Here is a 14,247-nt window from a genome sequence, read left to right on the forward strand (position 1 = left end):
TCGACTTTCCCGATCCCGACGCACCGAGAAGGCCGAGGCGTCGACCCGCAGGTATCTCGAAGGACACGTGCCGGACGATGCGCGAGCGTCCGGCGTCGATGCAGAGATCATCGACGGCGAGCACGGGTTCTCCTGAACGATAGAAACTGGGAACGAATTCGACAATCGTTGTCGATAGACGACTGTAGGGGACTCCGGGGTCATACACAAACCGTCCGCTGAGTAACGCGAGCCGGTGACTCGTCGAGGGATTACCAGCGGTCAGGTCACTCCGAACTGAGCGCGATAGCTCGACGGGCTGATGCCGCGATGTCGATTCATCTGGTGGCGCAGATTGTCTGCCGACCCGATTCCGCTGCGTGACGCCACCTCTGGAATCGTCAGGTCGGTCGTTTCCAAGAGTTGTTCGGCGTACAGAAGCCGTTGTGCCAGAACCCATTTTCCGGGGCTGGTGCCCGTGGTCGCGGCAAATCGGCGGACGAAGGTGCGCGCGCTGAGGTGCGCCCAGGACGCAAGCCTGCCTACGGTCAAATCCTCGCTCAGGCTGTTCATCGCGCGATCGAGCACCGGTCCCAGCTCTGTGTCGAGGGCCTCGCCCACCGGCGCCTCGGCGAACTGAGCCTGACCGCCTTCGCGGTGCGGTGCCACGACCATAGCTCTGGCGATTCGGTTCGCGACGTCGGATCCATAGGCGCTGCGGACCAGATGCAGGCAGGCGTCGATTCCCGCCGCAGTGCCCGCGCTGGTGACGACCGGGCCGTCGACGACGTAGAGCACCGAGCGTCGACGGTGACGTCCGGATACCGCTCGGCCAGTTCGGCGGCGTACCGCCAGTGGGTTGCTGCCCGCCGACCGTTCAGCAGACCGGCGGCCGCGAGGAGAAACGCCCCCGAGCACACCGACAGCACAGTGCCTCCCCTCGCGACCACGTCCCGCAATGCCGTTGCCAGCTCCGGCGAGGGCTCGAGCGTCCGGGGCCAGGATGGGACGGCGATCAGGTCGGCGGTCGCGAACTGTTCGAGTCCAGCAGTGGCTTCGACCGCGAACCCGGTGGTGGTCGCAATCAGACCAGGCCTTTCCGCCGTCACCACGAACGAATGGTTCGGAAGTCCCTCTGCTCGCCTGTCCAGACCGAACACCTCGGCCAGGACGCCCAACTCGAAGGCGGCGACCGGTCCCTGCACATGGGCCACGACAGTGCCCGATGCGAACTCCATGTTGGCAGAGAATGCCCGATCTACGGCGCGATTGCCACTTACTACCCGCGGCGCGTCGGAAGCACACTGGACGCATGACTTCCGACGAACGACTATCGACCGCTGTAGACATCTACTTCCGCGCGCTGCACGGGTGCGACGGTGACTTGCTCGATGCGGTCTTCCACCCGACCGCATCGCTGTTCGATGTCGACGATGGCTACGTTCGGGTCGATCCGTACCCCATCTGGCGCCAGGAGGTGGTCTCGAGGCCATCACCCGCTGCCGCCGGCCAGCAACGCGACGACAATGTGGTCGCTGTGCACTGGTTGTCCGCGAGCTGTGCGACCGTGCATGTTCGCCTGCGGATTCTCGACCAGATATTCGTCGATCACCTCTCGTTCGTCCTCGACGACGGAAGATTCAGGATCGTCGCCAAGACATGGCATCTCGAGCGAACCACGTAGCGGCGGTAGCGCCGGCGGCGGTCGAAAACACGGCTCGACGACCGCGGAGTGACGCAGCCGGTTCCGGCGCGTCAGCTCGGTATTACTTCGACGTGCTCGATTTCAACAACTGCAACCCTTGCTCCACGTCGCCTTCGGGTACCTCGGTTCCCACGTCCGACACCGTGAAGTGGAGCAGGAGGTGCCGAGCGTCGATGGACGCTGGACGTGGCGGATACAGAACCGATGCCACCTCCGAGCCGAATCAGTTGATGCGGCATCACCCCGACGAAATTGCGGTTCACACCACCTAGCTGATCGGATGAGCAGGGCGAGGGACTCGCAACGAGCGGCCGTCTACGACGCAGAACAACTGGTCCGCACCATGTTCGATCGCGCCGAGGAGCGGGGCCTGCGCATGGTGCAGGTCATGGGTTCGCAGATCACGCTGCCGATCGAGCGCAAGTTCGCCTCCATCGACTCGGTGCAGGCGTACGTCGATGCGGTGCTGGCGCTCGATTGGGTCGCAGCGACGTGGCCCGACGCCGGTCGCGTGGTCACCGTCCGGGCCCGTTCGGGTTCGGCTGCAGCGCACTACGAATCGGACACCGCCACCATCGCCGTGCCCCTGCATCGGGGCAACAGGGCCTGGGCGCTGCGGGAGCTGGTGGTGTTGCACGAGCTCGCGCACCACTTCGCCGACGAGGACGAGCAGCAGCACGGCGGCGCATTCGTGGACCGCTACATCACCCTCGTCGGCGAGATCGTCGGCTCCGAGGCCGGGTTCGTCCTGCGCGCGATGATGGCCGAGAGCGGCGTCCGCATCGGCTGATGCCATTCGGGTGCATCATGGGAGACGCAGCCCACACGACGAGGAGACGTACATGACCGTCAAGATCGGTGTTCAGCTTCAGCCCCAGCACGCTCCCGACTACCAGTTGATCCGCGACGCGGTGTTGCGCTCGGAGGACGCGGGCGTCGACATCGTCTTCAACTGGGATCACTTCTATCCGCTGTACGGCGACCTCGACGGTGCGCATTTCGAGTGCTGGACGATGCTCGGTGCCTGGGCCGAGCAGACGTCGAACGTCGAGATCGGTGCACTCGTCACCGGCGGCGGTTACCGCAATCCGGACCTGTTGGCCGACATGGCACGCACCGTCGACCACATCAGCGGCGGCAGGCTGATCCTCGGCATCGGCGCTGGGTGGAACGAGAAGGACTACGACAACTTCGGGTACGAATTCGGCACGGCCGGTTCGCGTCTGGCATTGCTGAAAGAGAGCCTGGCCAGAATCCGCCACCGCCTCGACGTCGGCAACCCGGCCCCCACCCGCGACATCCCGATTCTCATCGGCGGTGGTGGAGAGAAGAAGACCCTGAAGATGGTCGCCGAGTACGCGCACATCTGGCACAGTTTTGCCGACCTCGAGGCACTGAAGCGCAAGTCCGAGATCCTCGCCGAGCACGGCACCACCGTCGGGCGTGACGTCTCCGGCATCACTCGATCGGTCTCGTGGCCCGGCGCGGACACAGCCCAGGACTTCGTCGACGCCGGAGCCACCCTATTCACCGTCGGCGTCAACGGACCTGAATACGACCTCACCGAACTGGGCCAGGCCATCGCGTGGCGGGACTCGCACAAGTAGAGACACGTCACGGCAGTTCGTTGATCGAAACCCTTGCGCGTCGGCCGTTTGGGTGAGTGGGCCCTGGTCCGCTTAGGGTTTTGTACATGGTTGCCGTACGCGCTTCACGCGCGCTCGTGGTTCTCGTTCTCGGACTGTTGATGGCCCTCACGCTCGCCGCGTGTGGAACGTCGAGCTCCGATGATCGGACGGCGGCAGGTCCGACCGACCTGTGCGCCCCTCCCGGAGTGGCCAGTGCGTCGTCCACGCCGACGAACTTCGACGCTGCCGCAGCGGCCGCGACGGAGGACAGGTACACGACGGAGAACGTCACTCCGCTGGACCGCATCGACACGAACGCCCTGGGATTGGCGACGCCGGGAGTGCTGACCGTCGGCACCCTGTCCGACGCCCCGCCGAGCATCTGCCTGGACTCGGCCGGCCAGTACACCGGGTACGACAACGAACTGCTGAAGGCCGTCGCGGCGAAACTCGGCCTGCAGATCAACTTCTCGGGCACCGAGTTCTCGGGCCTGCTCGCCCAGGTTGCAGGCCGCCGCTTCGACGTCGGGTCGTCCTCGATCACGACGACGGACGAGCGACGCAACACCGTCGGGTTCACCAACGGGTACGACTTCGGCTACTTCTCGCTCGTTGCTCAGACCGGCGGCCCGATCAGCCGGTTCGAGGACCTGAACGCGGGCAGCAGAATCGGCGTGGTGCAGGGCACCGTGCAGGACGACTACGTGGTGAACACGCTCGGCCTCGATCCGGTGAAGTTCCCGGATTACAACACCGCCTACGCGAACCTGCGCACCGGGCAGATCGACGCCTGGGTGGCCCCGTCCCAGCAGGCGGAGGGCTTGGTCAAGCCCGAGGACGGCACCGCGATCACGCAGAACACGTTCTCGCTGAACAACTTCGTCGGCTGGGCCGTCGCTCGCGACAATCAACCGCTGATCGACGCACTGAACTCCGGGCTCGACGCAGTGATCGCCGACGGCACCTGGGCCACGCTCTACTCCGACTGGGTTCCTCGCGAGCTGCCCGACGGCTTCAAGCCCGGCAGCAAGTCCGCCCCCCAGCCGGAGCTACCCGACTTCGCCGCCATCGCGGCACAGAACGACGCGAATGCTCCCGAAGCCGTTGCTGTTCAACCCAAGTCCACGCTGGCGCAGCTGGGCGACACGTTCTTCGACTGGTCGCTGTACAAGTCGGCAATCCCCGACCTGTTCAAGGTGGGCCTGCCCAACACGCTGATCCTGGCGTTGGCGTCGGGCATCATCGGTACGGTCCTGGGCATGCTGCTCGCTCTGGCCGGCCTCTCTCGCACGCGCTGGCTGCGCTGGCCCGCCCGCGTCTACACCGACATCTTCCGTGGCCTCCCCGCCGTGGTCATCATTCTGATCATCGGCCTGGGCATCGGACCGGTGGTGCAGGGCGTGACCGGCGGCAATCCGTACTGGCTCGGCGCTGCGGCACTCTCGCTGCTCGCCGCGGCGTACATCGGCGAGATCTTCCGATCCGGCATCCAGAGCGTCGAAGCCGGACAGATGGAAGCTGCACGGGCACTGGGCTTCAGCCGTCGTCGATCGATGAACCTGGTGGTCGTCCCGCAGGGTGTCAGGCGCGTCCTGCCGGCGCTGATGAACCAGTTCATATCGCTCATCAAGGACTCGTCGCTGATCTACTTCCTCGGGCTGCTCGCCACCCAACGCGAGCTGTTCGCAGTGGGCCGAGATCTCAACGCACAGACCGGAAATCTGTCCCCGCTCGTCGCGGCCGGATTGTTCTATCTGGTGCTGACCGTGCCGCTCACCCATCTCGTGAACTACATCGACAAGCGACTGCGCACCGGCAAGGCCGAGCAGACGCTGGACCCGGTCGAGCAGGCCGTCGTCGTGGAAAGAGGCTGACATGACTTCTGTTTCGCTCGCAGGCAAGGACATTCACCTGTCCTTCGGTACCAACAAGGTGCTACGCGGGGTGAGCATCGACGTCCCGGCCGGCACGACCACCACGGTCATCGGCCCATCGGGCTCGGGCAAGTCGACGCTGCTGCGTGCTCTCAATCGACTGCACGAGCCCGAACAGGGCGACATCCTGCTCGACGGCAAGTCGGTGCTGAAGGACAATCCCGACGAGTTGCGTCAGCGCATCGGCATGGTGTTCCAGCAGTTCAATCTGTTTCCGCACAAGACCGTTGCCGACAACATCGCTCTCGGCCCGCGCAAGCTGCTCGGCCTGTCCAAGGAGGCGGCTCGCGCGGCCGCGATGGATCAGCTCGAGCTGGTGGGACTGACCGACAAGGCGGATTCGCGGCCGGGCAATCTCTCCGGTGGCCAGCAGCAGCGCGTCGCCATCGCGCGAGCACTGGCCATGAAGCCCGAGGTGATGTTCTTCGACGAGGCCACCTCCGCCCTCGACCCCGAGTTGGTCAAGGGTGTGCTGGCGCTGATGGCCGACCTCGCGAAGGGCGGAATGACCATGGTGGTGGTGACCCACGAAATGGGCTTCGCACGATCGGTGTCCAACAGGGTGCTGTTCATGGATCACGGCAGCGCCGTCGAAACCGGAACGCCCGAGCAGTTGTTCGACGATCCGCACACCGATCGACTCAAGACTTTCCTCTCGCAGGTGCTGTAGCGAGACTCGGTCAGCTCGGTACCCGGTACAGCCGCCAATCCGGCTGATCGGCACCGTCGTTCGGCACTTCCAGGACGAGTGGATACAGATCGGCGCCGTTGTCGTAGACCGTCGGATATCGCCGGTTGACCGCGTCGGACACTCCGCGGCCCTCGTTCGGCACCGTCAGCAGATACTGAACACCGGCGGAAGCCGGGTCGTTGAGGATCTTGGTGAAGTCCAGATCGGACGGAACCACGAACTGCTTCGGGTGTTCCGATGCTGCCACGATGGCGAACCCGTAGACGGTGTCGACGAGGATCGACCCGTCGGGGAGGTCCTTGCCGTCGAGGTAGGACGCCAGTCGACGTTCGGTGGAGAAGGAATCGATGACTCGACGTGCCGCCATCGCCTCGGCGTCGTCGGCCGAAGGATCCTCGTCGAGAAGACTGCCGAGCGCGAACTGCTGACTGGACAACGACGGCTGCACCATCGCCCACCCTGTCACCGGAAGAGCCAGTGCGCAGACCGTCATTGCCGCCGCCGCGGCGGCAGGGCGCAGCGGTGGGAGCACGGGGCGGTGCCTGCGGTACGCACCTGCGCGCCGGGTTGGCCGATCTCCGGCAGCCGGAAACAGTTGCACCACAACGACGGCCGCCAGCGGAATGGCACAGATGAAGAATCTCAGAAATCCGAAAGTCGAGCCGGTGATGTAGCTCGCGGCCTGGAACCCGAGCACCCCACCGAAAAGCAATGGTGCCACCACGAATTCGAGGTCTCGTCGACGCAGCGCCAGCACCACGGCGAGCGGTAGCGTCACCGACAACGTCGGTCCGAGCGCGACGACGGCACCGAGCGAGAACAGGCCGGTGCCGATCAAGTCGCCGCTGGACCCACCGGACTGCGTCAAAATCGCGGCGTTTCCGTAGCTCGACGACAGCTGGGCGAGCGCCTCACCGGTGATCAGCCAGCTCGTGGTGATCCACACCAGAAACACTGCCGTGCCGGGCCCAGCGACGAGTACCGCGTCCAGAATGGCTCTGCGGCGCATGCTTTTCCAGTGCGGCCGACCCCGACGCAGGGCCGTGACGACCGCCACCAGCACTGCGGCCAGAGCTATCGGGACGACGCCCTCGTAGCGGGCGAGGAAGGCGAGAGCCAGTGCGACGCCGGCCAGAAGGAGATCGTGAACGTCGTCGGTGTTCACCCATCGAATCAATCGGCGTACGGCCCAGCAGAGGAAGAACAGGAAGCCGGCCTCGCTCATGCCGTTGGCTCCGTAGAAGACGATCATCGGGTTGATCGCGAAGACGACGGTGATCAGGGGGCTGTATCGGCCGGGGAGTCCGCGATCTCGGCAGATGCCGTTGATCATCACCACCGCACCGGCCATGAACACCGCCGACACCGCGATGCCCGAGATGTTCCACCGGGTGATCGCCGGCCACCACGATGCGAAAGCGACCATCGGCAACTGTGCCAGGGCCGTCAACGGCGTGAAGATGAAGCCGATGGCCGACACGTGCGGATCGCGGCTGAGCAACACCGCCTGTGCCGCCGAGGTACGCGACAGCGCGTCACCGAGCAGGAATCCGAATCGCATGCTCAGCGTCAGGCCCACCGCCAGGTAACCCGCGAGCGCGCTGCCGAACACGATCCACGGTGTCCGCTGTTTCACGTGGACTTCTCTTCGCCGACCGACGGCTCGACGGCGGGGCCGGACAGGCCGTGGAACGTCTTCTCCCAGTAGGACGGATTGCGAACCAGCTGCCAACAGCCCTTGATGGAGGCCACGCTCATCATCACCCAGTACAGGGGCATCGTCAGGCTGGGAACGAGCAGGTAGGCGTTGTCGCTCTCTCGGCTCGCGATCAGATACATGTACACCGTGGCGATGTTGCCCACTACCAGAGACAGCAACGAGAAGTAGTAGATGTACGGCGGAAAGAGCTCGGCAACCAACGCCGGCTGGCCGAGAATCCATGCCGCCGTGGTGAACCAGAAGACCATGTTGATGCACGCCGTGATCGGTGTTCCCGCGAGCAACAATGTGAAGCGGTAGGTGCCGACCGGCCCGAGGGCACGAACCGTCGCGACCGGTCTGCGCATGTGCACCAACCACGTCTGCAGATAGCCCTTGTACCAACGGGATCGCTGACGGACCCAGTTGATCGGATCGCTGTTGGCCTCTTCGAGAGTGGTGGAGTCCAGCACGGCCGTCGAGTAGCCCGAGGCCGCGATGCGCACACCGAGATCTGCGTCCTCGGTGACGTTGAAGCCGTCCCAGGCTCCCACTTCGTCGATGACATCGCGTCGAAGGTGATTGGAGGTTCCGCCGAGAGGGATCGGCGAGGTGCTGGCCATCAAACCGGGCAGCAGGTACCCGAACCACAGTGCATAATCCGCGGTGAACCACCCGGTCAACAGATTCTGAGAACCGTTGTGGAACGCCAACTTCGCCTGCACACACGCCACGGTGTCGGGCAGCCGCTCGAAAGCAGCGACGACGCGACGCAGTTGCAGTCGCTCGGGCAGATCCTCGGCATCGAAGATCGTCACGATCGTCCCGGTGGCGAAATGCAATCCGTAGTTGCACGCTTTCGGCTTGGTGCGAGGATCGCCTGCGGGCACCAGGACCACGTCCACCAGATCGCTGACGCCGCTGCGCGCGGCCGCCTCGATGGTCACCTCGTCGTCTTCCTCGAGCAGTAAAAGAACCTGCAGCTTGTCGGCTGGATAGTCGAGTCCGGTCATTGCCGCGATGAGGTCACCCACCACCTCCGGCTCGTCGTACGCCGGGACCAGAATGGTGTAGTACGGCAACCGATCATCGGGAACGGCCCGGGCCTCCTCGTCGGTCACCGTGACGATCGCCGACGCGTCCAGACCACGGGAGAACAGCAGCAGGCGGTCGATCATCGCCAGCAGATACCCGATGGTGCAGACGACCGTGCCCGCGAGCAGCGTCCCGACCGGGGCGAACACTCCCCAGGCGAGGAGCAGCAGCGCCGCCCCGATCGCCGTGTACTTCTGCCAGGGAACGAAGGCAATTGCAGCGGACGCCAACGGATTTCGATCGGCCAGCCCGTTGATCGCGTCGTCGAGCGCAGTTGCTCGGAACTCTTCGGTTTCCGTTCCGACGCGCGGGGGAGTCGGCCGTTTCCCCATGGGAGTCGTGGTCATCGCGGCGCACCGTTCGCCAGGGCCCATTGCTGGCGAACGAGCCCGGTACCGAAGGTCGTCAACAGCTCACGGTCCTTGTATTCCGGATCGTCGTCGATGGAGATGGCGTTGCCCCGCAGGAAAGTGCCGATCGCCGTACCGAGGTTCGATGCCATCGACGGCATCGGTTGCGGGAACGCGGCATCGAGGTCGTGATTGTCGACGCTGATGACGGTTACACGTTGGAACACGTCGCCTCGTTGCCAATGAAACACGAGCTTGGTCCAGGTGAGCAGCAACGCGTCGCTGACCGAGGTGTAGAGCGCGCCCGTCACCCCGCGTCCGAGATCGATGGTCAGGGGTTGGCTGGTGCGCGTGTTGGTCAATCGATACAGGGTGCTCTCCGGATAGACGGCCAGACTGGCCCGATTGGTGGTCGACAGTACGTCGACCACAACGGTCCGTGGCCTCGACCGCATGTCCCACGCGGAATTGCCTTCGTCGGCGCGCATCGTCTGCCGAGTCAGAGTGGCACTGGTACCGAAGAACGCACGGACCCAATCGAATTGCTGCAAATCGATCCGGCCGAATCCGACCGGGGGGCGCAAGAGGCGTCGACACCGGCCCGGGTGGTCCCAGCGGTGCCGCCACGGGGGGTGCGGTCCGGTAGGGGGAACGAGAGCCAGGACCGCCGCTGCCACGATCGCGACGACGATCGAGCTCGGCGACCACTTCGCCGTCGGGACAGCGAGGCGGCGCGGCTGACGCTCGTCGAATCGGCCGCGACGGGCAGCGAGATAGAAGGCGACTCCGGTGACTGCTGCCGCGCCGACGGTCGGGACGAGCTGCAGCCAGACGATGTCGATCTGCGGCCACAGTGCCAACATCAGTGCAGCAACTGCGAAACCGGACAGTGTGGTGCACACGAACCCGAGCCAGCCGCGGCGTCTGGTTCGGCCGACGGCGATGGCACCGGCGATTCCTGCCAAGAGCACCATCACCGCCGCGTATGCGAGACGGCTCCCTCCCAACCCGATGGCGACCAATCGGTAACCCAACGGACTCAATGCGAGCAGCAACAGCCAGACGGACCAGAACCGACCTACCGGCCGCAGGCCGAACATCAGTATCGCGCCACCGAAGAAGAACGCCAGCGCCGCAAGAACATCCAGGTGCGCCAGCTCGTACTGGTCGGCGTAGCGCGGCAGCCACAGCGCCTTGATGGCGATGGACACCAGCAAGCCGATCCCGCCGACGATGTTGTCGGTCTGACGATCGTGAATGGGCAGCTCGTCGGCCCTACGCCGCGCGACCCCCTGCGCCGCAACGACAGCGAGGAGTGGCAACACGAAGATGTACGCGGTGATGGCACCGTCGGACGCCTCCTGCGCCAGCCGCACCCAGGTGGGAAGGAATGCGAGAACGACACAGGCGAGGAGAACCACCCAGCGCACGACCAGGACGTCGAGCGGACGCCGTGCTCGCCACCGAGGCGGCGCACTCGGCGTCGGCTCCGCGCCGGTGTTCGGTGCCGTGTCCACCGTCATGTCGAGTCGCTGTGCCGGCTCGGCTCGGTCGTCGACCGGCGCGTTCGCAGCGCGACCACGAGTGCGCCGACGCGGCGACTGTCAGTACCGCAAGACCGATTCCCACGACGAGCACCGTCGCTCGGTCGGGGGTGTCGTCCGCACCGGACAGGGCCGCGCTGGACAGTGAGATCGGTTCGGTGTTCTGTGCGGCGAACACGATGTCGCCGTCGAGCGCGAACCACCGAGCCGGGTCGCCGTCGAGCCAGGACAACATGGCGTCGAATCGGTCCGGTGCCGAGCTCCAGGATCCCACGAGTACAGCGTTGTTCTGCACTGACGTGACCTGCACCGTCGCGAAGGGCTGAGCGGTGTCGACCGTCAATTCGGTGCACCGCCGGCCGAGTCCGGGTCGGCGATCCGGAATGTCGTCTCGTCGATGGACGACAGCGGCAGCGTCACCGTGTCCGGCAGATCCGAGGCCGGGGCGATCACGAGCGCGGGGGCGCTACCGTCGAGCGCCTGATCCATCGACACGACCTCCGGCACGAGTGGAAGACTCGACAGACGCTGCAGTCCGGTTGCCATCGTGACCGCTCGGACGACTCCCGCGTAGGACTCGTCGGCCAGCGCAATCTCGAACTGCGGCATCAGCGCCTGTGGCATCGATCGCAGTCCCAGCGGAGCCGGTGTCGAGGAATCGGACGACCGCACCACAGTCGAACCGTCCACGGTCACACTGGTATCGGCGGCCGCGGAGCAACCACCGCTGCCCGTGGTCGGTGGATGGTCGACGGAAATGTCGAGCGTCTCGACGCGGGACAGTGCCGAATTCGGAATGTCGATCCATCGGTCGAGCCGACCGGTGTCGTCGGCCTCCCACACTGCGAGCGGTGACCCGTTCACCGTGGCCCGCACCGAGCCCGCGCCCGGCGTGTAGCTGCCGATCAGGTGCACGGACAGGTTTGCTGCGGACCGGCCGAGCCGCGTCTGATCGATCGTGATCGACGCCGTCGCCGTGGCACCGCCCGAACCGGTCACCGTGCCGATCCCGAGATCGTCGAGCGTGATCGATTCGGGTGCGAGCTGAGCTTTCGGAGCGGACGGTCCCGCCAAAGCAGAGGTGGCAACTGCAATCTCGGAAAGATCGCTGGTGATCAGGCGGGCCTGATCGGTCAGATCCGATCCGGTACCGGTGAGGTACATGCGCGGCGGGGCCTGCTCGAGGGGATAGATCAGCTCGGCCCCGGCGTCGGAGTTCTTCGCCAGGACGACCGACCTCTCGAGCGGACCGTCCGGGGCTGCTCCCTGCAGCTCGCTGTCCGGCCGAACGACGACCTGAACCGGCTGCGATCCGTAGCGGTGGACTACAGACGTCGCCACAATCGTTGCTGCGGTGATCGTTTCGCGATCCGGCTCCGACGGAACGAACACCGTGAGCTTGCGCAGCAGGACCGGCAGGAACTCCGCGACGGTGGCCGGCACAGCGAATTGTCCTGTGTAGTCGACGGACGCATCGAGGAGACGGACCGCGTCGGAATCCGGATCCGGGCAGTACCGATCGTCGGGGATCAACGATGGGATCAGGTCGAGTGCGATCACCCCGTCGACCGTCTGTGCTGCGGCGAGAGGAATCGACACCGGGGTCGTCGGTGCCGCGTTGTCGAGGGTGATGCGGGTGATCGGTCGGCCGTCCGATTCGACGTCGACCCATCCACGGTCGAGCCAGGCCGGTGTGGTCAGCACACCGGTGAGGGTCGACGGAACCGAGCCCGCGGGGGACGGAACTGTCAGCCGAGTGCGCACTCCGGTCGGATCGACGGTGGTGGATCGACCCAGGCCCAATTCGGCGAAGCTGAATCGGTTGGCATCCTGCTCGGCCGGTTGCGCCGACGCCACCGTGACCGACACAAGCATCGGAATTACAGCGAGAACTACTGCGGTGGCAACGCGAACGATTCGCATAAGAATTGGTCCAGCCTTCGATGAAAGAAATGGAAGACCATGAGGGTATCGCGCACTATCGATCTCGCACGCCCCGGAGGACAATACGCCGATGTTCGGGCCTCTCGAATTCCCTCGAGAAACAGACTGGGAGACAGGATAATTGAGATGTATCAGCGGTGCCGTCCTCGCAGGTCGAACAGGGACGAATTCAACCCGAGATATTCCACGGAAGCCGTATTCGTCACCGGGGCTGCTGTGCCGGTGTCGACGACTTCGGAATTCACCGACGGGCGTCTAGCATTACGCCGATGCGGATCGTTTCGATGTTTTCGCGGTGCGCACTCGGCACGGCAATGGTGCTGTCCTTCGCACTGAGCACCGGCGTGCCCGACGCGGCTGCGGCCCCCGAGTCCGGTGCCCGCGTCACCGCAAGCGCCGACGGTCTCGCACTCGACGGGAATCCCTGGTGGCCGACCGGGTTCAATGCCTATCAGCTCGCGACCGATTGGTCGATCAACGCAGGGTGCGGAGCGATGGTCGACCTGGACAGCTACTTCGGCGCACTGCCTCCGCATTCACTGACGCGATTCAATGCATTCCAATCTTTGGCGATCGACCGATTCACCGGCGCACTCGACTTTCGCCCGATGGACGCGGTCTTCGCGGCGGCCGAGGCACACGGACAACTCGTCGTCCCGGTTCTCTCACCACAGGACGGGGCCTGTGAGGGAAACGTCTTCAAAGGCAGGCAGTGGTACATCGACGGATGGACGACGCCCCCTGCCGTCGCCGACACGAATGCGGTGACGAGCTTCGAGCAGTGGATGCTCACCGCTGTGAACCGGTGGAAGGATTCGCCCGCGCTGGCGGCCTGGGAATTGGTCGGTGAACCGGAAACCAGCTCGTGCACCGACGCGGCGTGCTCCTGGACCACCCGAACCTGCACCGCCGATGCCGCCGAAGTTCTGCGGTCCTTCTTCGACACCGCGGGGCAACAACTCCGCTCGGTCGATTCCCACACCCTGATCACCGCCGGTCTCACCGGCGGCGGGCAGTGCGGAAGCCAGGGTGACGAGTACGAGTACCTCGCCCAGTCGTCGTTCGTCGATATGCTGCAGTACCACGACTACGGATCCGACGGCGTGCCGCTGCCAGGAGATCAATGGAACGGTTTGCAGCGGCGGATCATTCAGAGCGCTGCGGTGGGCAAACCCCTCCTGGTCGGGGAGATCGGCCAACTCGCCGGTTCGTGTGGCGACATCGGCGCTCGCGCAACGAGTATCGCCACCAAAATCGACGGCCAACGTGCCGCGGGCACAGCGGGAGCTCTGCTGTGGGCATTCGTACCCGACCCGCGGCCGGCCGAGTGCACCTACGACATCGGACCCGGCGATCCGCTGTGGCAGACGATCGGACCTTAGGGCATCCTCGTTGTCCGCGACTTCACCTGAACGTTCCTTTACTTTCGCTTTTGGGTGACAGCGTGCCCACTCATGAAGCCACTACCCTTGTTCGCTGTTCACGACGGAAGCTCCAAGCGATCATCATTGACGTGCAAGTACAAGTGCGGGGATGCATGTTTCCACGAGGTTCCCAATACGTCGAAGGGTGAGTACTTCGGCGACATCGTCAAGACCGCGATGTCGCGGCGCGGCGTCATCAAGGGCGGTGCCATGGCAGTGCTCGCCGTGGGCGCGGGCAGCGCTCTCGCGGCGTG

At 65.0% G+C, this 14,247-nt stretch carries 12 protein-coding genes and 2 pseudogenes; 8 read left to right on the plus strand and 6 right to left on the minus strand.

The genetic code is table 11. From position 1 onward, the window contains the following. Positions 1–261: 261 nt before the first annotated feature. Both RHBS_RS32270 and RHBS_RS32275 read right to left on the minus strand, forming a co-directional pair. On the minus strand, positions 262–777 hold the full coding sequence (locus RHBS_RS32270) for a helix-turn-helix domain-containing protein (protein ID WP_374700600.1): 516 nt from the start codon (positions 775–777) through the stop codon (positions 262–264). Between the two features lie 26 nt (positions 778–803). After that, positions 804–1,394 (minus strand): annotated as a pseudogene (locus tag RHBS_RS32275) (DJ-1/PfpI family protein); the annotation flags it as partial. On the opposite strand from RHBS_RS32275, the gene RHBS_RS13910 reads away from it, so the two are divergent. The 5 genes from RHBS_RS13910 to RHBS_RS13930 all read left to right on the plus strand — a co-directional run bounded on the left by RHBS_RS13910 (position 1,292) and on the right by RHBS_RS13930 (position 5,916). Next, positions 1,292–1,663: a nuclear transport factor 2 family protein gene (locus RHBS_RS13910; protein WP_121871589.1), complete on the plus strand. Its 372-nt coding sequence runs from the start codon at positions 1,292–1,294 to the stop codon at positions 1,661–1,663. The pseudogene RHBS_RS32275 and the gene RHBS_RS13910 overlap by 103 nt on opposite strands. Positions 1,664–1,964: 301 nt before the next feature. Beyond that, positions 1,965–2,474, plus strand: a complete 510-nt coding sequence (locus RHBS_RS13915) for a TIGR04338 family metallohydrolase (protein WP_121871590.1) — start codon at positions 1,965–1,967, stop codon at positions 2,472–2,474. 52 nt (positions 2,475–2,526) lie between these two features. Beyond that, positions 2,527–3,291, plus strand: a complete 765-nt coding sequence (locus tag RHBS_RS13920; RefSeq protein WP_121871591.1) for an LLM class F420-dependent oxidoreductase — start codon at positions 2,527–2,529, stop codon at positions 3,289–3,291. A gap of 86 nt (positions 3,292–3,377) precedes the next feature. Beyond that, on the plus strand, positions 3,378–5,186 hold the full coding sequence (locus RHBS_RS13925) for an ABC transporter substrate-binding protein/permease (RefSeq protein ID WP_121871592.1): 1,809 nt from the start codon (positions 3,378–3,380) through the stop codon (positions 5,184–5,186). 1 nt (position 5,187) lies between these two features. Then, complete coding sequence (locus RHBS_RS13930) at positions 5,188–5,916, plus strand: amino acid ABC transporter ATP-binding protein (RefSeq protein ID WP_121871593.1); 729 nt, start codon at positions 5,188–5,190, stop codon at positions 5,914–5,916. 10 nt (positions 5,917–5,926) lie between these two features. On the opposite strand, the gene RHBS_RS13935 is transcribed toward RHBS_RS13930, so the two are convergent. The 3 genes from RHBS_RS13935 to RHBS_RS13945 are packed head-to-tail and all read right to left on the minus strand — an operon-like array spanning position 5,927 to position 10,604. Continuing rightward, positions 5,927–7,573: a glycosyltransferase family 39 protein gene (locus RHBS_RS13935; RefSeq protein WP_121871594.1), complete on the minus strand. Its 1,647-nt coding sequence runs from the start codon at positions 7,571–7,573 to the stop codon at positions 5,927–5,929. After that, positions 7,570–9,078 (minus strand): glycosyltransferase, encoded by a 1,509-nt coding sequence (locus RHBS_RS13940; protein WP_121872817.1) that lies wholly within the window; start codon positions 9,076–9,078, stop codon positions 7,570–7,572. Before RHBS_RS13940 ends, RHBS_RS13935 begins: the two co-directional genes overlap by 4 nt. Further along, entirely contained in the window at positions 9,075–10,604 is a 1,530-nt protein-coding gene (locus RHBS_RS13945) for a hypothetical protein (RefSeq protein ID WP_128645845.1), read from the minus strand. Before RHBS_RS13945 ends, RHBS_RS13940 begins: the two co-directional genes overlap by 4 nt. A 131-nt stretch (positions 10,605–10,735) precedes the next feature. On the opposite strand from RHBS_RS13945, the gene RHBS_RS13950 reads away from it, so the two are divergent. Beyond that, positions 10,736–10,951, plus strand: a complete 216-nt coding sequence (locus RHBS_RS13950; protein ID WP_128645846.1) for a hypothetical protein — start codon at positions 10,736–10,738, stop codon at positions 10,949–10,951. Positions 10,952–10,964: 13 nt separating this feature from the next. Here the strand turns inward: RHBS_RS13950 and RHBS_RS13955 are convergent, their stop codons facing one another. Then, complete coding sequence (locus RHBS_RS13955; RefSeq protein ID WP_128645847.1) at positions 10,965–12,548, minus strand: hypothetical protein; 1,584 nt, start codon at positions 12,546–12,548, stop codon at positions 10,965–10,967. A 335-nt stretch (positions 12,549–12,883) separates the two neighbouring features. Between RHBS_RS13955 and RHBS_RS13960 the strand changes: the two genes are divergently transcribed. Further along, positions 12,884–13,951 carry a beta-mannosidase gene (locus RHBS_RS13960; RefSeq protein ID WP_121871597.1) on the plus strand — a complete coding sequence of 356 codons (1,068 nt, stop codon included), beginning with the start codon at positions 12,884–12,886 and terminating at the stop codon, positions 13,949–13,951. A gap of 72 nt (positions 13,952–14,023) precedes the next feature. Next, a pseudogene (locus tag RHBS_RS13965) lies at positions 14,024–14,247 on the plus strand (phosphatase); the annotation flags it as partial.

Origin of the sequence: Rhodococcus sp. BS-15, from assembly GCF_000813105.1 — a bacterium.
Classification (GTDB): Bacteria; Actinomycetota; Actinomycetes; order Mycobacteriales; family Mycobacteriaceae; genus Rhodococcoides.

Bases quoted from the DNA above. Each gene is read 5' to 3' on its own strand.
- RHBS_RS13925 (WP_121871592.1), top strand. From the start codon at position 3,378: ATGGTTGCCGTACGCGCTTCACGCGCGCTCGTGGTTCTCGTTCTCGGA.
- RHBS_RS13945 (WP_128645845.1), bottom strand. From the start codon at position 10,604: ATGACGGTGGACACGGCACCGAACACCGGCGCGGAGCCGACGCCGAGT.
- RHBS_RS13915 (WP_121871590.1), top strand. From the start codon at position 1,965: ATGAGCAGGGCGAGGGACTCGCAACGAGCGGCCGTCTACGACGCAGAA.
- RHBS_RS13910 (WP_121871589.1), top strand. From the start codon at position 1,292: ATGACTTCCGACGAACGACTATCGACCGCTGTAGACATCTACTTCCGC.
- RHBS_RS13940 (WP_121872817.1), bottom strand. From the start codon at position 9,078: ATGACCACGACTCCCATGGGGAAACGGCCGACTCCCCCGCGCGTCGGA.
- RHBS_RS13960 (WP_121871597.1), top strand. From the start codon at position 12,884: ATGGTGCTGTCCTTCGCACTGAGCACCGGCGTGCCCGACGCGGCTGCG.
- RHBS_RS13955 (WP_128645847.1), bottom strand. From the start codon at position 12,548: ATGCGAATCGTTCGCGTTGCCACCGCAGTAGTTCTCGCTGTAATTCCG.
- RHBS_RS13930 (WP_121871593.1), top strand. From the start codon at position 5,188: ATGACTTCTGTTTCGCTCGCAGGCAAGGACATTCACCTGTCCTTCGGT.
- RHBS_RS13920 (WP_121871591.1), top strand. From the start codon at position 2,527: ATGACCGTCAAGATCGGTGTTCAGCTTCAGCCCCAGCACGCTCCCGAC.